The sequence below is a fragment of the Gracilibacillus xinjiangensis genome, from assembly GCF_042651765.1.
Classification (GTDB): Bacteria; Bacillota; Bacilli; order Bacillales; family Amphibacillaceae; genus Gracilibacillus; species Gracilibacillus xinjiangensis.
Genome location: NZ_JBHSDT010000008.1, coordinates 310,140 through 327,939, shown reverse-complemented (window position 1 = coordinate 327,939; position 17,800 = coordinate 310,140). Strand labels below are relative to the sequence as shown.

The following is a 17,800-nucleotide window of genomic DNA, read 5'->3' as shown; positions in this document are numbered from 1 at the left end:
AATCTAGAGGAGATTTACCATGAAGAAAAATAGTTTATTGGCCTATTTACTAATTGGAATCGGGCTGTATTTTTTGTTACGTGAATTACGAATTCCGATCTTAACCGATTTCTATTCATGGCCTACCTTATTAATATTGATTGGTTCAGCATTTTTAGTCCATGCATTTTCAGGGAATGAAGAGAAGAGTATCTTTCCTGGGGTTGTTTTACTTGGTCTTGGGATTCATTTTCACGGACTGAATCATTATCCTTTTTGGATTGCCCATTGGGGGATTTATACACTGATTGTTTCGATTGCTTTTTTGCTTCGCTTTGTCAAGACAAAACATGGCATTATTCCAGGAGTTGTATTATTCGTCATTTCTATCTTTGCAATGTTTGTCGACAATCAACCAAGTTGGTTTGTGTGGATTCATGATCTGATGGGATGGATGGAAAGGTTTTGGCCAATTGTTTTGATTGGATTAGGGATCTACCTGCTTTTGAAAAGAAAATAACATATTGCTTGCTAATGATTCCTCTCGCCTGAAAGAAACATGGTAACTTAAAAAAATAAAGCAGTTCATATGAGAGCATACTAACTCTAACACAGAACTGCTTTTTGAAGCATGTATTATTTTACTATTTGATCAATATAGTGCCAAACATCTTCTTTCCCCTCACTTGTCTCTGAAGAGAAAGGGATTAGTGTATCTTCAGGGTCCATCTCCAATGTGTCTATCACTCTTTTCAGATGGGTCCCCTTTCTATTTTTTGGAATTTTGTCTAATTTTGTTGCAATGACTAACACAGGTAACTCTAGATGTTTTAGGAAGTTGTACATCATCACATCATCTTCCGATGGTTTATGTCGAATATCAACAATAAGTGCAGTAACCTTTAAATTTTCACGGGTAGAGAAATACTCTTCCATCATCTTTCCCCATTTTTCCCGTTCTTTCTTTGAAACTTTTGCGTAGCCGTAACCTGGTACATCGACAAAGTAAAAAAGTTCATTTATTAAATAAAAATTAAGTGTTTGAGTCTTGCCTGGTTTTGAAGAAGTTCTTGCCAGGTTTTTACGATTGATTAGTTTATTAATAAAAGATGATTTACCAACATTGGAACGACCAGCTAACGCAATTTCTGGTAACTGGTCGTTAGGGTATTGCTGTTGAGAAACAGCACTTATCACTATTTCTGCTTTATTTACCTTCATTTTTCTCCTCCAGTAACGCGTATTGTAGCACTTTGTCCAAATGATCTACTGGAATGAATGTTAATTGCTCGCGAACACTTTCCGGTATATCTTCAAGATCCTTCTCATTATCTGCTGGAATAATAATTGTTGTTATTCCAGCTCTATGGGCACTTAATGATTTCTCTTTTAAGCCGCCAATTGGTAATACTCGACCTCTTAAAGTGATTTCGCCGGTCATCCCTACTTCTCTTCGAACAGGTCGTCCAGTTAATGCGGAAACCAATGCTGTTGCCATTGTAATTCCAGCAGAAGGGCCATCTTTCGGTGTTGCTCCTTCTGGAACATGAATATGGATATCATAGTTTTCATGGAAATTCGGGTCAATTTGCAATTCATCTGCACGAGAACGGATATAGCTAAACGCAGCCTGAGCAGATTCTTTCATTACATCACCAAGTTTCCCTGTTAAAGTTAGTTTGCCTTTTCCTTTGGCTAAGCTAACTTCAATGGAAAGAATATCTCCGCCTGCTGAAGTATATGCCAATCCAGTTGCTGCACCAATTTGATTCTCTTCTTCCATTAATCCATAGCGGAATTTTGGTTTGCCCAGTATTGATTCCAATTGTTTATCCGTTACCACAACACGCTGCTTTTCTTTCGATACAATGATTTTGGCAGCTTTCCTGCATAGTGAAGCTAACTGGCGTTCAAGCCCCCGAACTCCTGCTTCCCTTGTATATAAGCGAATTAACCTTAATAATGCCTCATCACGCATTTGAAGCTGACCTTTCTTTAACCCATTCTCTTTTATTTGTTTTGGTAAAAGGTGCTCTTTGGCAATGTGCATTTTCTCATGTTCTGTGTATCCGGCAAGTGAAATAATTTCCATTCGATCAAGTAAAGGCCTTGGTACTGTCGCCAAATTGTTCGCTGTAGCAATGAACATTACTTTAGATAGATCATAAGTTTCTTCTAAGTAGTGATCACTAAAGGTACTGTTTTGTTCTGGATCCAGTACCTCCAACATCGCGGCAGATGGGTCCCCTCTGAAATCATTGGACATTTTATCAATTTCATCTAACAAGAAAACAGGATTGACTGTTTCTGCCTTTTTCATTCCCTGAATAATCCGACCAGGCATTGCGCCAACATATGTCCGTCTATGTCCGCGAATCTCTGCCTCATCTCTTACACCGCCTAGTGAAATTCGTACAAAGTTACGATCAATCGAACGTGCGATCGATCTTGCCAATGATGTTTTTCCAACACCTGGTGGTCCTGCTAAACAAAGAATTGGGCCTTTTAGGGAATTGGTTAGTTGTTGAACAGCTAAATATTCTAAAACGCGCTCTTTTACCTTTTCCAATCCGTAATGATCTTCATCCAGTACTTTTTCCGCATGTTGGACATCTAAATTGTCGGTCGTTTCTTCTTCCCATGGTAATGCAATAATCCAATCAATGTAATTACGAATAACAGAACTTTCAGCAGAACTTTGCGGAACACGCTCATAACGGTCTAATTCTTTCATCGCTACTTCTTCCACACGCTGAGGTAAATTCTTTTCTTCTAACCGTTTCTTTAAATCAGCGATTTCACCTGTTCTACCATCCTTGTCACCGAGTTCTTTTTGGATCGCCTTCATCTGTTCACGCAAGTAATACTCTTTTTGAGTATCTTCCATCGATTTTTTTACACGTTGACCAATTTTGCGTTCTAATTCCAATACTTCTTTCTCATTTGAAATGATATCGAGCAACTTTTTCAACCGGCCTATAACATTAATTGTTTCAAGAACATCTTGTTTATCAGACATCTTAAGTGTAATATGGGAAGCAATCACATCTGCGAAACGGGATGGGTCTTCAATATCAACAACACTCGCTAAGGTTTCTTTCGTAACTTTTTTAGAAATTCGGGAGTAATTTTCAAATTGTTCAAGTAATGACCGCTTTAGAGCTTCTTCTTCTTGAAAGTTCTCATGCTCATCCTCTAGCATTTCTACTTCGACAAAGAATTGTTTTTTCTTATTTATAAACTTTTCAATGTTTGCACGCTGTAAACCTTCGACTAATACACGCATTGTGCCATTTGGTAGCTTTAGCATTTGGTTTACTTTCGCAATTGTCCCTATATTATGGATATCCTCTGCATTCGGCTCATCAATTGCACTTTCTTTTTGTGCCGCCAAGAAGATTTTTTGATCATTCATCATTGCCTTTTCTAATGATTGAATGGATTTCTCTCGTCCTACATCTAAATGTATGACCATCCCTGGGAAAACAATCAATCCTCTTAATGGCAATAATGGTATATGTATAAAGTTTGATTCTGACATTTGGCACCTCCAACAAAATTACTAGCAGTTCTTTTAAGATGCATATTTTATACTATAATATGAGTAAAGTTATTACTATAATAGTAAGGCGCACGGCTGATCTTTATCCCAATTTCAGGAAAGCTCTTTAACAATAAAGAATCCATAATTCATTGTTACTTAAAAGCTGCTTCTCTATTCTAATAAGTTTAAAGAAAATCCTGTTCTTTGTAAATATTAAAATTTGCATCATTATTTATATATTTACCAAAAACGATTGATAAAAACACACTTTTGTTATTTATTTATAAAACACACCATGCTTATAGTGTAAAAGAACCCCTTGTTGCAAACAAGGGATTCTTTTACTCGTTCATTATGCACTTTCTTTTGGCGATTGTTTTCCATCATCGATAACTGATCCATCATTATGGATTAATTTCGGACGACCATTCTCATTGATAACCGTTTCTTTTGTAACGACACATTTTTGAATATCATCACGAGAAGGCAGTTCAAACATAACGTCTAACATGATTCCCTCAAGGATGGAGCGTAAACCGCGGGCCCCTGTCTGACGTTCAATTGCTTTCTTCGCAATCTCTTTCAGCGCTTCTTCATCAAATTCCAGTTCAACGCCATCCATATCAAACAATTTGTTATATTGCTTTACTAAAGCATTTTTTGGTTTTGTTAATATTTCTACTAATGCAGATTCATCAAGCGGTTCTAGACTTCCAATAACCGGTAGACGACCGATAAATTCTGGAATTAATCCAAAGCGTAATAAATCTTCTGGTAACACTTTAGATAAAAGTGTTGCTTTGTCTAATTCCTGATTATCAGCTTCTGCACCGAAACCAATTACTTTTTTCCCTAGTCGGCGTTTAATAATTTGTTCTATTCCATCAAATGCTCCACCACAAATAAATAAAATATTTGTTGTATCAATTTGAATGAATTCCTGATGAGGATGTTTTCTTCCACCTTGTGGAGGCACACTAGCTACTGTACCTTCCAGAATTTTCAATAGTGCTTGTTGAACACCTTCACCAGATACATCTCTTGTTATTGAAGGGTTTTCTGATTTACGTGCAACTTTATCGATCTCATCAATGTAAATAATCCCTTTTTCTGCCTTCTCCACATCGTAATCAGCTGCCTGAATTAGTTTTAATAAGATGTTTTCCACATCTTCCCCAACATATCCAGCTTCTGTAAGTGAAGTTGCATCTGCAATGGCAAATGGAACATTCAAGATACGTGCCAATGTTTGTGCAAGCAATGTCTTACCACTACCTGTTGGTCCAATCATAGCAATATTACTTTTCGATAGTTCTACTTCGTCTTTTGCCTTCGGCGTGTTAATACGTTTATAGTGGTTGTACACGGCAACTGCTAGATTTTTCTTTGCTTTGTCCTGGCCGATCACATAATCATCTAATATGTCACAAATTTCTTGCGGTTTTGGAATGTCTTTGTATTCTACTTCTTCATCCGTTCCTAATTCCTCTTCCACAATTTCTGTACATAACTCGATACATTCATCACATATATAAACGCCCGGTCCAGCAACTAATTTACGGACCTGGTCTTGACTTTTTCCACAGAATGAACATTTTAATTGACCTTTTTCTTCATTAAACTTATACATGCCATTCACCCCTTGTTCAAAAATATCAATATTTCTCGATATGGTGGCATTCCCTTATCTTTAGCCCATCATATCAAATTGTAACAAAATAAAAAAGCAAAACACCTTTTTATCGTTCCAAAGTTATGTTGTTATAGCTTATCAGCCTTTTATGTAAATTACAAATGGTTCGGTTTGAAACAACCATGTAAATATAATATGTAGTATATGTATTATAATGTGATTCTATTTCAAAACGCAAAAATTTTACTATTGCATGTACGAAATTCAGCTAACTTTACTTATATGTGTGAGAAAACAAGGCGCGTTACTCGCGCCTTGTTTTCTCTTTGTTGTTTATTTTGTTTTGCTATTGTCAACAAGGACATCAATTGCTTTTCTGAATTTTAAATCGTCTTTTAAGCCAGCAGTGTTTCCGCCAAGTGCCTGTTTAATTTGGTCAAGTTCCATTTTGTACGTAGAAGCCATTGACTCTAATTCTTTTTCAACATCTTCCTCGGTTACTTCTACATTCTCAGCAGATGCAATTGCTTCTAATGTCAAGTTTGTTTTCACACGTTTGCCAGCATCTTCTTTCATTTGCTCTTTCAACGCATTTTCATCTTGACCTGAGAATTGGAAGTACATGTCAAGTGTCATACCTTGCATTTGCAGTCTTTGCTCAAATTCCTGAAGCATACGATCTAATTCTGATTGTACCATAGCTTCCGGGATTTCTACTTCTGCATTATCAGATGCTTGCTGGATTAAAGCTTCACGCTTGTTGTTATCTGCTTCTGTTTCCTTTTGCTCTTGCAGACGTTTTTTTGTTTTCTCTTTTAATTCATCTAAAGATTCCACTTCATCATCCACGTCTTTAGCAAATTCATCATCTAACTCCGGTAATTCTTTTGCTTTAATTTCGTGAATTTTCACTTTAAATGTTGCCTCTTTACCAGCTAGATCTTCTGCATGGTATTCTTCAGGGAAAGTTACATTCACATCCGTTTCTTCTCCAGCTTTTTTACCAACAAGTTGTTCTTCAAAACCTGGAATGAAAGAACCAGAACCGATTTCTAATGAATGATTTTCACCTTTTCCGCCTTCAAATGCCACATCATCAACAAATCCTTCAAAGTCGATTACAGCTGTATCACCATTCTCTACTTCGCCTTCTTCTTTGACAACTAACTCTGCCTGGCGTTCTTGTAGCTGTTTTAATTCATTCTCTACATCTTCATCTGTTACTTCCGTGCTTTCTTCTTCTACTTCTAGTCCTTTGTACTCACCTAATTTCACTTCAGGCTTAACAGTAACTTTTGCAGTGAAGATAAGATTTTTTCCTTTTTCAATTTGTTCGATATCTACTTCCGGCTGATCCACTGGCTCAATTCCAGTTTCTTCAACAGCGTTAGTATATTCTACTGGCAGAATGATATCTACTGCATCTTGATAAAGTGATTCTACACCAAAGCGTTTTTCAAATAATCCACGAGGCATTTTTCCTTTACGGAAGCCCGGAACTTGTACTTGTTTTACAACTTTCTTAAAAGCTTGATCTAGTGCTTTATCAAATTTGTCTGCGTCCACTTCAATAGTAAGTACGCCGACATTACCTTCTTGTTTCTCCCATTTTGCTGTCATTCAATTTCCCTCCAACATAAATAAATCTGTATATTTGACGTTCATTCAATAAACACTCTATAATAGACCGAACGCAAATTGCAACCATCTTATTATAACATAAAAGTGCATGCTTTCAATAATAATGTAGGCATAACTGATTTATTGTGATTTGATTACTACATGGAATTTACTATATAGATAGAGAAAATGCAAGTGATTATAAAATCCTATATCTTCGATCCGAACTGTTTGTCGCTTTCTGTCATAATTTCAGTTATTTTCATCCTGTTTTTATGGTTAGAAGATAACTCAGCTGTGATGGTTAAATGAACAAAAAGCGAAAGACTTTGTCGATCAGCCCTTCGCTTCATTATTTCTTTACACGTTTTTTATTCCTGATAAATGATCAATTACATTGTAATTATGTATCTTCCATTTCTCTTCTGCATATTCAATATTATTAAGGCATGCGTTCATTAGTAATGTTTTTCCTGCACCAATTTCTCCCTCAGAAAAAATCGATAAAATGGCATTAATGACAGCACCGTGAGCAACAAGCAATATTTTTTTCCCCGGATAAGTTTGCTGAATCCGAGCCATACCTTTTAACACTCTTTCATTAAGTGCAGTTCTCGTTTCTTGATTTGGGTAATTCCCGTCAGGAAACCTGTGTTTTCTTTCCTCAACGGTCAATCCTTCAGCCTCGCCAAAGGATCGCTCAGCAAAATCATTCATCTCTATTAATGGTAATTGTAATGCTTCATTAATAATTTCAGCCGTTTTTTTCGCTCTGCTCAGTGGGCTTGTGATTAATACGTCCCAACTGTCAGCTTGTAAATGATCGCGGCATTCTCTCGCTTGCTGTTTCCCACTTTCATTTAATGGAATATCGGTTGCTCCCTGTATTCTCCCAGCGGCATTCCAATCTGTTTCACCATGTCTTACTAAACAAACTGTCGTCATCTCGACCCACTCCCTAATTTAATTTTTGCACCACATAGGTGACTGCTTTTGTTTTTAATAATACAGATTTGCTATCTCTAATTATATTATACTCCAGAAACTTCACTTCTTTCTTCCATACACGCCATCCCGGCCAGCTCCGGCTTCAAGATCGAGAAACATATGGCTGATTAATCCCCTTAAGAAGTGGTACTAACTCTATAACTGTTTTAACAGGCCTGTGCAACCATGAACCTTGTTCAAATAACTTATTTTTATCATAACAATAATCATGATATTGCTTCTCGGATGCACGTATTGTCTCTAAACGCCCCATATTGTTCCTCCTTAGACCGATTTTCTAATGAATTGGACTGAAAATGCAACAATTAATTGAAACCAATGGTACACGTTTCGCGTATATATAAGAAGAAAATACGATGGAGGTATGAAAATGAGTGACATCATGAACCTATTAGAAGAAGTAAGCAAAAGTACTGAAAACCTCGATATTAACAAAATAGAAAAAATTATCACTAAATTAGAACAATTCAGTGATGAGTGTATGAAATGCAAGAAATTATTAGCAGACATAGAAAATCAATTAAAAATTATGCAAATAGATGCAACGGGTGATGAAGTGAGAGACTTTCAACAAACCTTTTCACAGGCAAAATCCCATCTGATGAAACAACATAAATGTATCACCAGCGGCTATTACCTAGCCACATATATGGCATTAGGCACAAGTCTTGGTGTGGTTTTTGGCTTAACATTATTTGATAACATCGGTCTAGGTATTCCTATCGGTATAGGGATCGGTTTAGGGATTGGCTCACTCATGGATGAGGATGCGAAGAAAAAAGGATTAGTTATTTAATAGTGCTGCTTGACCGAAGAAGATCGGCAAGCAACATCTATTATTATATCTCAAGAATCGACCCATATAAAGCTTCTGACATTTCAATCATCTTTATGTAGTGCTCTTTTACATTACTAAAATCACGGAATTCTTCCTCAAATTGAAAGCTTTGATTCACATAATATTCTAAGGTTTCTGCAAATAATGAATAATTCTCTTCTTGAGGCAAAAATGGTGTGTAAACATAGGCAAACCTCTGTAAAATGAATTGGATCATTTGGAAACTAGTTGGATCATTCTGTTGCAAGTGATCTAAGTGTTGGTAGATGCCTTCAAAGAATGTAATAGGAATCACTTCTGCTTTATGTAAGTCAATTGTCTCTTCTACTTTGAATTTCTCAATATGTATGTTACCAGTTAAGTTATTATTAACATAGTACTCTAATATCGCTGTCTTAACAACAGGGTGTATATCTTCCTTTACCAACATTTCTTTTAAGAGAGGTATGTCTTTCTGGCCCCCCAGATAAAGTAAGCGCTTCACCATGTACCATTGCTGGCGATCATTCTTCTGCTCAATCGCTTCCTTCAATTTTTGAAGCACTTCCTGGTTTGTCTGTATATCCACTTGCTGCTGTAATTCTTTACTAAGCTGATACATCTGATTTAATTGTCCACTAATAGGTGAGGGTACCTCTTCTTCCAGTACATCCTCGATTAAATACATGACTTGATGATATTTACTAGCTTGAAACAGTAATGTTGCATATATATGTATGTAAGAATAATAATGATTATCTTTCTTTGATATGAGCCGTTCACACAGTTCTTCCGCTTCTTCTTCCATATTAAGCTCCATCATACAAATTAATTTACCTGTTAATACTTCTGGAGATTCTACACCATTTTCAGTCAACTTTTGGAAATATTGAAATGCTGTTTGGAAGTCACTGCCTTCCATTGCTAATTTCGCTTCATGTTCTAAGTCATTTTTCCATTTTGGGAAAATAATTATCTTCTCTTTTTCTTCCTGCATTGTTTCACCTACCTTTTACTATCATATTATTACTATTATAGATTTAATAGCAGAAAGACTCAAGTGGATTCCTATGTTTGTTTTATTTTGATACGGAAGCTATATTTCTATACCCCAAAAAACAATAAAGTATTCAATTTATTCCACTATCGTTAACAAAAAAACTACACCTGCTGATGTAGTTTTCCTGTTATTACACTTGATACCCCTCTACAATACTCTCTAACTCTTTTGACATTTTTTCAAGCCCTTTGACCGTATCTAGTATATTACCAATGGATTGACTCGTTTCCGAAGCTGATGCAGAAGTTTCTTCCACCCCTGCTGCAGATTGTTCTGAGATTGCTGCAATATTCTCTATTGAACTGGATATTTTTTCATTATTTCCAACAATATGATGGAAGTTACTGGATATATTTTCAATATTGTTGATCATAGTATATACAGAGTTCTGAATCTGTTGAAAACTCTTCCCCGTTTCTCCAATCTGCTCTGTTCCTTGAACAAGCTGATCAGAACCGTCTGTCAATGACCTTGCAACAACAGAAGCTTCTGCTTGCAGCTGTTGCAGAATAACTGTCACTTCATCAATTGATCGTGAAACCTGTTCAGATAATTTTCGGACCTCGTCTGCTACAACTGCGAATCCTTTTCCTTCTTCCCCTGCTCTGGCAGCCTCAATTGCAGCATTTAGTGCCAATAGATTCGTTTGTTCTGCTATATTTTGTATCACATGAATAATTGTTGTAATTTCCTTTGTTTGATTCTCTAACCCTTTTACTTGTGAAACTGTTTGCTGAATGTCTTCATTCGTTTGTTTAATCTGGGTAATAGAATGTTGCATTAACTCACTGCCACTATGGGTGATTCCTTTTAATTGTTCTGCAGACTGAAACAACTTTTCTCCACTGTCACTTGCAAGCTTAATTTTATTGGAAAATTGATTCATCTGTTCCGCAATTTGGGCAGTAGTGTCTGCTTGTACCTCTGTTCCATTCGCTATTTCATCCATCGTTACAGCAATCTGTTCACTGCTGACGTTTATTTCATCAAAGGCTTGCTTCATTTCTACTGTTTCCTTCCGAACATAATGAGACGTTTGCTGAACCTTTTCAATCATTGCTCGCAGTGTATCCTGTGTATGTATAACAGCATTTACTAAAACACCTATCTCATCCGGGCTGATTTTTCCTGACCAATCGTTTTTTAAATTCCCATTCGCAATCTCTGACATTATTTCAGTGACTTTCATAATTGGTTTTGTAAAGCGATCACTTACTAACCATGCAACAATTCCAATAACCAGGATGATGATTAGACCTATTATTAGTATACTTTGCAGAATTTCTTTATTAATGTCCGTAAAGAAACTTACATCCTCTATTATTTCTATCACACCAACTACATTCGCATTAGCAGGATCGAATAATGGTAAGTAATATTTCCATTTGTCCTTATTATTGTTTGTGACTTCTTTACCTTCAAATGCTTCAGCGACACTCTCCTGTGCTGCTGTACTTAGATTACCGTCATTCCCTGCAGATGATAGAATAACTTCTTTCTCTTTATTGATAATTGTTATCTCAACACCTTCAAGTGAACTGGTTATCTCATTTACAACTTCTGGCTTTAATCCTGTTTGTAATGTCCCAATCACTTCATCATTTGAAATAATTGGTACAAAGGCTCTTATCGTCATCCCGCTATTCCCTGATTCAAAACCAACATTTGCTTCCTGGTTTAATGCTGATTGAATCGCTTGTTTATCACTTTTGTTATCACCGAATTCTTCTGGATTATGTCCACGATAGTAAACCGTGCCATCTGCATCTCCAAATTCAAATACATTCCAGTCATGTTCTCTTTGTAATCTTTCGAATACTGGTGTAACGGACTCATGTAAGTTATCACGGTCCTTGTTAGCGAAGGCCTCTATTAATTCTTCACTTGATGCATATAATTTGGTTATGTCAAGTAATTCATTCATCTCTGATTGCAACTGGTTTTCGATCAGCATTTTCGATTCTAGTTGGCTTTTTGACATTACATTTGTAAAGCTGTCATTCGTCTTGGAGATCACTAACCAACTGATTAGTATTGCTGGCACGATTGCTAACAATAAAAAAAGCAAAAATAATTTCGATTTTATCGACTTTCTCAAAAAACTTCCCCCTCAAATTGCCCCGCCGACCACTTTAATTGTCAGCAGAATTTTTTATCTAAGATGGAATTATATCACATTGGCAAATAGGGAGGTAATTAAAAGGAGTTCATTCTAAAATCAATCACTTATTAGAAAAGAAATAAATTATGTTATAATAATTATATAAATCAATTGTGAGGTGAACACTAAGGTACTCTTTCTTAGTCATTATGAATTTCTCTAAAATCACTTACCTTTTTATCCTGTTAGTTGGGTTTGCAATCGGTATTTATCAAAGTTTTTCTAATACTTTTACTTTAACGGTGATGGCTCTGTTGATTATTGTTCTGACAGGCTTTATTTGTAAGGATTTCTACATCAAAATAAAGAAAAGCAAAAAAGAATAATTTTTTTGTGAAATTGTGTTGACATTCGGCACATTACTTTATATAATATTACTTGTCCGTTAAAAAAGTACATAACCAAATGCGGGTGTAGTTTAGTGGTAAAACCTCAGCCTTCCAAGCTGATGTCGAGAGTTCGATTCTCTTCACCCGCTCCATGTCCCAGTAGCTCAGCTGGATAGAGCAACAGACTTCTAATCTGTAGGTCGGGCGTTCGAATCGCTCCTGGGACGTAGTCAAAAACCTTGAAGTGTCCATCATTTCAAGGTTTTTTTATTTTATAAAAATTATTCGGGCGTACCACAATGGTGAATTCCCCAAATGTTCTGTTCGATCATTCAACTCTAAACTCTATTATAATTCTTGGATAGCAATTATGCTTCCATTAACTTTATCGGCAGACTACAAACAATCTTTCCGGGTAATCTCTTACTATTTTTCTATATATGTTAATATTAATAGGAATAATTTGTTACTTATAAAAACATTACATACTTCAGGAATACTAAAGCAGCATTAAATCATCCAAGCAAGGGAGAGTATTATCTAGGAAGATGTGGGAAATTTTATTGGGGACATCCTTTCTAAAATTCTGGAATTTATCTTTGTGGCTTTTTTCTGGTTGTTTGATAAACTGGCTGCTTTTCTTGTGAAAAGCGGTATAGTTGAGAGTGAGACAACAGCACAAGTAATATCGATTAGTATTGTTTGTTTCATCTATCTTGTATTAAATGGGATATTCATAAGTCCCAAGCGAATTGTTGGCGGGTCAATGTATGAATCGGAAGGATAGGATGAATGACATGCAATAATTTATTCAAGGTACAGGCAGTAGATGAGAGCTACCACCCAAATATGTATTGCATATGGACTGACTATTTCATATTCAAACTTGGATCAATTGTTTTTTATAAGGTATACCGTTTCCATATAAATGAAAAACACAGCAGGCAACCTATACCTGCTGTGTTTTTAATGATGTTTGATAAGTCAATGCACTGATTTCCTGTCCATCTTTTGTATAAAATTGAACAATTACATCAGATAGATCCCTATTCGCTGACAATATGGCATAAGAGCCGGGATGTTGAGACCTTGGGAGACGAATACTGCCAGGATTGATAAACAGCTTATTCTCCGCTTTTTCTGCCCCAGCAATGTGCGAATGACCAAAGCATACAACATTTGCTCCAACTTCATCCCCGCGGTACGAAATCGGTTGTAATGTGAATTTTATTTGATGCATGTGACCATGAGCAACAAAAAAATGCAAGTTATCAACAGTAAAATCAATTTCTTCTGGCAGATTATCATCATTGTCCATATTCCCCTTAACAACGTTCATGCCAGATAATTCTTCGCTGCTATGTAGTAATTCAGAGTCACCACAATGGATCATTGCTTCGACCTCATGTTGATGGCGTTCCTTTATTTCTAACAATTCGCTTTCCCAGCCATGACTGTCACTGATGATGAGAACTTTAGGCATTTGGTTCCACTCCCTTCTTTCTATTGCTCCTTTAGCCAATTTATCAATTGATCTAATGCTTTTCTGCGATGGCTTATTTTATTTTTCTCTGCCGGAGACATTTCAGCCATTGTATGGTCACTGCCTATTGGGAAAAATATCGGGTCATAACCAAAGCCATTTTCGCCAATCGGCTCTTGGCCAATTGTCCCTTCACATTCACCACGTTTAAAAACCGTCTTTTCACCAGGTTGGGCAACGGCTAATACACAAACAAACCGGGCTGTCCGTTTGTGATCAGGAACACCCTTTAACTCTGCCAATACCTTCTGAAGGTTAGCTTGATCATCCTTTTTCTCCCCTGCATATCTCGCAGAATACACACCCGGCTCACCATTTAGTGCGTCCACTTCTAATCCAGAATCATCAGCAATTACAGCAATGCCAAACTTTTCGCAAATGGCCTCCGCTTTGATTGCAGCATTTTCTTCGAAAGTTGTACCAGTTTCTTCAATATCTTCTATATCTTCAGGTAAATCTAAAAGAGATGTAACCTTTATATTCAATGGAGTAAAGAGTGCTTCAAAGTCTTTCATTTTCCCGCGGTTTTTCGTTGCAATAATTATCTCTTTCATCTTTAGAAAAACTCCCTATTTGATCTCTAATTTATCTGCATATGGGGCTATCGCATCTTTTTGGATTTGCACAATCTCATTCAGACCACCTTCAGCAAGCTCTAACATCTTCATTAGCTGTTGTCTCGAAAAAGTCGCTTCTTCACCGGTACCCTGGAGCTCAACAAATTCACCTTTACCTGTCATCACAATATTCATATCAACAGCTGCAATGGAATCCTCTGCATATTCCAGATCCAATATTTCGGTACCATCTGGCAAAACGCCAACAGATATAGCAGCTAAGTAATCGGTAATCGGCAATTTCTTTAATACATCTTTATCAACCAATTTTCCAAATGCATGAACCATTGCGACAAATGCCCCAGTAATTGATGCAGTTCTGGTTCCACCATCTGCTTGAATGACATCACAATCAATCCAAACGGTTCGTTCTCCAATTGCATCCAAATCAACGACTGCACGTAAAGAACGACCGATAAGACGTTGAATTTCCATTGTTCTTCCGGATACTTTCCCTTTTGATGACTCACGAATATTTCTTGTTTCTGTTGCACGCGGCAACATAGCATACTCTGCTGTTATCCAGCCTTTTCCAGTTCCACGCATAAATGGTGGTACTCTATCCTCAACACTTGCATTACAGATCACCTTCGTGTCACCAACTGTGATTAAAACAGACCCTTCTGCATGTTTCGTAAAGTCTGTTACCATTTCAATCTTTCTTAACTCATTCACTGCTCTCCCTGATTCTCGCATCATACTTCCTCCTAACATTCCTTCTAATCTTAACATATTTTGCATAACTGTTTAAGTTTCATACATAGAAAAATCACCCCATACGATAAAAAGTATGGGGCGATTCAGGAAATACACTTTCTAACTCTTATTACTCGAACAATTAAATACTATCTGTAGGTACAACCATTTCTTTTGAAACGGGTGCCGTATAAGGTTGTCCACTTTCATTCACAACTTGTTCATGGTTTTCAACAGATACTTCCACTGCTTCAATTCCTTCTTGTTCTGTTAATGTTAATACAAGGGATCTCATCACTTCGTCAGCTAATATACTTTTTTCACTATTTGTCAAGATATTTTCATTAAAAGTCAGGGAAAGGGTTCCATCCTGCATCACCGGCGCTTGTGTAAGGTGTGATCCTGTGTTGATATAATTTTGTAGTGGTAAATCAAAGCTTGGTCCATTTAGTAATGCTTGTACAATAGATTCATATTCATTTATCTTATCTTTCTCAACATGTTGTGTGATTGGTACGTAATAAACCGATTCATCTTCCGCTTGCATTGGAAAGTAAAGCGTAGTCGCTTCACTTTCCATTAGGTCAATTCCTTCTGACTGATGAACATTAATTCCATTTTCCCGTGAGTAACCTTGGGAAACCGGTGTTCCATTAACAGGCATCTCATTTTGCTCCACACCATTTATCCATAATTTAATTCGTTCCACATTTTCAAATTGAGTCAATGTATAAGTCATTGCCTCCAATATCTGTTGTTCTTCTTCTGGCTGGTATGTTTGGAAATCTTCCGATACATTTACAACTAATGTACCGTTTGGTTCCAAGTTCAAGTCCATTATCTCTGTCCCTGCTGGTAATACTGCTTCAAATCCTGTTGGCAGCATTCCTGTTACCGGACCATCTTTTACTAAGTATTCTAACACTTGTTTTGCTACTTCTTTAGATGCAGGGGTAGGTAATTCTACTTCATATGGAACGACAAGTCCATTATTATCTAAGAGATAAAGCACACGGGATACTGTGTCTGAAGAATTCATTGGATCCTCGCCTTCAGAATCTCCTTCACTATCGTCCTCTTCTACACCATCTTCGATTCCTTCTTCTATTTCTTCTTCCCCATCAGCTCCTGTTAATTCATCAGAAATAGTATCCAAATCCTCTGTTAATGTTGTTTCTTCAGGTGGTGCATCCAGCTGCTCTAACGTCTGTTCACCTTGAAACACTCCACAACCTGTCAATAATAACATGCTTACTAAAAGTATTCCTATCAGCTTTTTTGTGAAATCGATTTTCATAACCGATACCTCCTACGATGGTTTGTACTACTATGTATACGAGCTCTCGTAAGAAATAGAACAAAAAAGAGTGGAAGAAATTATGGAAAAGAACACCAGCCAATTACTACCATAAGAATACACTTATGTGAAGTAACAGACCCGCAAAAACAACAAAAAATTGCGCGATAAAAAAAGCATGGGAATTATTTCTCCATGCTTTTCACTTGAGTTAATTGTATTTTGTTCACTGCTTCAATTTTTTGTTCGAGCCATCGGGAAGCGATCTGTTCAAAAATAATCGGATCACCTGTTGTATAAAATTGATGCTCTGCTGCTTTATCGCCTGTATAAAATGTCTTCTTAAATCCTAAAATGGTACTTACTTCACGTGCAGTTTCTTCACCGGAAGATATAATTGCAACAGTTGATCCCATTACTTCCTGAACTAATTCTCTAATCATTGGATAATGAGTGCAACCTAAAATTAACGTATCCATTTGCTTATGTTGCTTTAAAGGTTCTAATGACTCTTCCACAATTTGATATGCTTCCTCACCTGAAATAAGCCCCCTTTCAACTAGTGGGACAAATCGAGGACATGCTAAACCATGAACAGTAATGCCTGCATTAATATGTCTAAGGGAAGCAGGATAGGCTTCACTGGCTATCGTGCCTTCTGTCCCTATTACACCAATATTGTACGTTCTCGTATTCGCAATAGCAGCTCTTGCTCCTGGTTGAATAACGCCAACAACTGGTATATCTAACTGTTCTCTTAGTATGTGCAACGTATAAGCTGTTGCTGTGTTACATGCTATTACTAGCATTTTAATATTTTTTTCCAATAAAAAATTTACCATTTCCCATGTGTATTGGACCACTTCTTCTTTAGGTCTCGGACCATATGGGCATCTCTCGGTGTCTCCTAAGTAAATAATTGATTCTTTTGGCAGCTGGCGCATCAATTCACTTGCAACCGTTAAACCACCAACCCCTGAATCAATAACGCCAATCGGTTGATTCATTTTATCGCCTCTTTAATTCTTGTTCTCTTTCATTTCGTAGTGCAATATATGCAATAGTCGGGACAAGTCTTTAATGTCTTCTTCCTTCACATTTGTTAAGACCTTTCCCAAATACTCTCTCCGCTTTTCAACAACCTCTTTAATAATTTCTTTGCCTTCATCTAATAAATGTATGCGCACAACTCGTCTGTCTTTCGAATCTTTCACCCGTTTCACAATGTTATTCTTTTCCATTCGATCAACTAAATCAGTTGTTGTGCTAAACGCTAAATGAATTTTCTGTGATAGCTCTCCTAATGTTAAGTCACCATGTTCTAACAGCATTTGTAAGGCAATAAACTGAGGTGCAGTAATCGGATAATTATGCAATATTTCCCGCCCTTGCTGTTTAATTATTCCAGCAATATAGCGCAATTCTCTTTCAACATCCGCAATTGTATCTTTTGACGTATCCTTTGACAAGATTTAACCTCCCCCTTTTTATAAAAT

17 protein-coding genes and 2 tRNA genes are annotated in these 17,800 nt (G+C 36.7%); 5 read left to right on the top strand and 14 right to left on the bottom strand.

Annotated features, from left to right (window positions below; translation table 11 throughout):
* Positions 1-19 precede the first annotated feature (19 nt).
* The gene (locus ACFOY7_RS12815) at positions 20-499 is read left to right on the top strand and encodes a LiaI-LiaF-like domain-containing protein (RefSeq protein WP_390252487.1); all 480 of its coding nucleotides are present in this window, start codon (positions 20-22) and stop codon (positions 497-499) included.
* Between the two features lie 116 nt (positions 500-615).
* Here ACFOY7_RS12815 and yihA read toward each other — a convergent pair whose 3' ends face one another.
* From yihA to ACFOY7_RS12785, 6 genes are all read right to left on the bottom strand, one after another.
* A complete protein-coding gene (gene yihA, locus ACFOY7_RS12810; RefSeq protein WP_390252486.1) occupies positions 616-1,200 on the bottom strand; it encodes a ribosome biogenesis GTP-binding protein YihA/YsxC in 585 nt (194 codons plus the stop codon).
* On the bottom strand, positions 1,187-3,520 hold the full coding sequence (lon, locus tag ACFOY7_RS12805) for an endopeptidase La (RefSeq protein WP_390252485.1): 2,334 nt from the start codon (positions 3,518-3,520) through the stop codon (positions 1,187-1,189). Before lon ends, yihA begins: the two co-directional genes overlap by 14 nt.
* 355 nt (positions 3,521-3,875) lie before the next feature.
* Positions 3,876-5,153, bottom strand: coding sequence for an ATP-dependent protease ATP-binding subunit ClpX (clpX, locus tag ACFOY7_RS12800; protein ID WP_390252484.1), 1,278 nt, complete (start codon positions 5,151-5,153; stop codon positions 3,876-3,878).
* A gap of 336 nt (positions 5,154-5,489) precedes the next feature.
* The gene (gene tig, locus ACFOY7_RS12795; protein WP_390252483.1) at positions 5,490-6,776 is read right to left on the bottom strand and encodes a trigger factor; all 1,287 of its coding nucleotides are present in this window, start codon (positions 6,774-6,776) and stop codon (positions 5,490-5,492) included.
* A gap of 360 nt (positions 6,777-7,136) precedes the next feature.
* Positions 7,137-7,721, bottom strand: a complete 585-nt coding sequence (locus tag ACFOY7_RS12790) for a histidine phosphatase family protein (RefSeq protein ID WP_390252482.1) — start codon at positions 7,719-7,721, stop codon at positions 7,137-7,139.
* A 145-nt stretch (positions 7,722-7,866) separates the two neighbouring features.
* Positions 7,867-8,037 carry a hypothetical protein gene (locus ACFOY7_RS12785; RefSeq protein WP_390252481.1) on the bottom strand — a complete coding sequence of 57 codons (171 nt, stop codon included), beginning with the start codon at positions 8,035-8,037 and terminating at the stop codon, positions 7,867-7,869.
* 117 nt (positions 8,038-8,154) lie between these two features.
* On the opposite strand from ACFOY7_RS12785, the gene ACFOY7_RS12780 reads away from it, so the two are divergent.
* The gene (locus ACFOY7_RS12780) at positions 8,155-8,580 is read left to right on the top strand and encodes a hypothetical protein (RefSeq protein WP_390252480.1); all 426 of its coding nucleotides are present in this window, start codon (positions 8,155-8,157) and stop codon (positions 8,578-8,580) included.
* A 43-nt stretch (positions 8,581-8,623) separates the two neighbouring features.
* Here the strand turns inward: ACFOY7_RS12780 and ACFOY7_RS12775 are convergent, their stop codons facing one another.
* Together ACFOY7_RS12775 and ACFOY7_RS12770 are read right to left on the bottom strand one after the other, a co-directional pair.
* Positions 8,624-9,598, bottom strand: coding sequence for a hypothetical protein (locus tag ACFOY7_RS12775; RefSeq protein WP_390252479.1), 975 nt, complete (start codon positions 9,596-9,598; stop codon positions 8,624-8,626).
* Positions 9,599-9,791: 193 nt separating this feature from the next.
* Entirely contained in the window at positions 9,792-11,759 is a 1,968-nt protein-coding gene (locus ACFOY7_RS12770; RefSeq protein WP_390252478.1) for a methyl-accepting chemotaxis protein, read from the bottom strand.
* Between the two features lie 470 nt (positions 11,760-12,229).
* On the opposite strand from ACFOY7_RS12770, the gene ACFOY7_RS12765 reads away from it, so the two are divergent.
* From ACFOY7_RS12765 to ACFOY7_RS12755, 3 genes are all read left to right on the top strand, one after another.
* Positions 12,230-12,303, top strand: a tRNA-Gly gene (locus ACFOY7_RS12765).
* 1 nt (position 12,304) lies between these two features.
* A tRNA-Arg gene (locus ACFOY7_RS12760) sits at positions 12,305-12,378 on the top strand.
* 323 nt (positions 12,379-12,701) lie between these two features.
* Positions 12,702-12,938, top strand: coding sequence for a hypothetical protein (locus tag ACFOY7_RS12755; protein ID WP_390252477.1), 237 nt, complete (start codon positions 12,702-12,704; stop codon positions 12,936-12,938).
* A 162-nt stretch (positions 12,939-13,100) separates the two neighbouring features.
* On the opposite strand, the gene ACFOY7_RS12750 is transcribed toward ACFOY7_RS12755, so the two are convergent.
* The 6 genes from ACFOY7_RS12750 to ACFOY7_RS12725 form a co-directional block, all read right to left on the bottom strand.
* Positions 13,101-13,634 (bottom strand): metallophosphoesterase family protein, encoded by a 534-nt coding sequence (locus ACFOY7_RS12750; RefSeq protein ID WP_390252475.1) that lies wholly within the window; start codon positions 13,632-13,634, stop codon positions 13,101-13,103.
* Between the two features lie 20 nt (positions 13,635-13,654).
* A complete protein-coding gene (locus tag ACFOY7_RS12745; RefSeq protein ID WP_390252474.1) occupies positions 13,655-14,248 on the bottom strand; it encodes an XTP/dITP diphosphatase in 594 nt (197 codons plus the stop codon).
* 15 nt (positions 14,249-14,263) lie between these two features.
* Positions 14,264-15,007: a ribonuclease PH gene (gene rph / locus ACFOY7_RS12740; RefSeq protein WP_390252473.1), complete on the bottom strand. Its 744-nt coding sequence runs from the start codon at positions 15,005-15,007 to the stop codon at positions 14,264-14,266.
* A 142-nt stretch (positions 15,008-15,149) separates the two neighbouring features.
* Positions 15,150-16,304, bottom strand: coding sequence for a GerMN domain-containing protein (locus ACFOY7_RS12735; protein ID WP_390252472.1), 1,155 nt, complete (start codon positions 16,302-16,304; stop codon positions 15,150-15,152).
* 185 nt (positions 16,305-16,489) lie between these two features.
* Positions 16,490-17,311, bottom strand: a complete 822-nt coding sequence (gene racE / locus ACFOY7_RS12730; RefSeq protein ID WP_390252471.1) for a glutamate racemase — start codon at positions 17,309-17,311, stop codon at positions 16,490-16,492.
* A 12-nt stretch (positions 17,312-17,323) separates the two neighbouring features.
* On the bottom strand, positions 17,324-17,773 hold the full coding sequence (locus ACFOY7_RS12725; RefSeq protein ID WP_390252470.1) for a MarR family winged helix-turn-helix transcriptional regulator: 450 nt from the start codon (positions 17,771-17,773) through the stop codon (positions 17,324-17,326).
* Between the last annotated feature and the right edge of the window lie 27 nt (positions 17,774-17,800).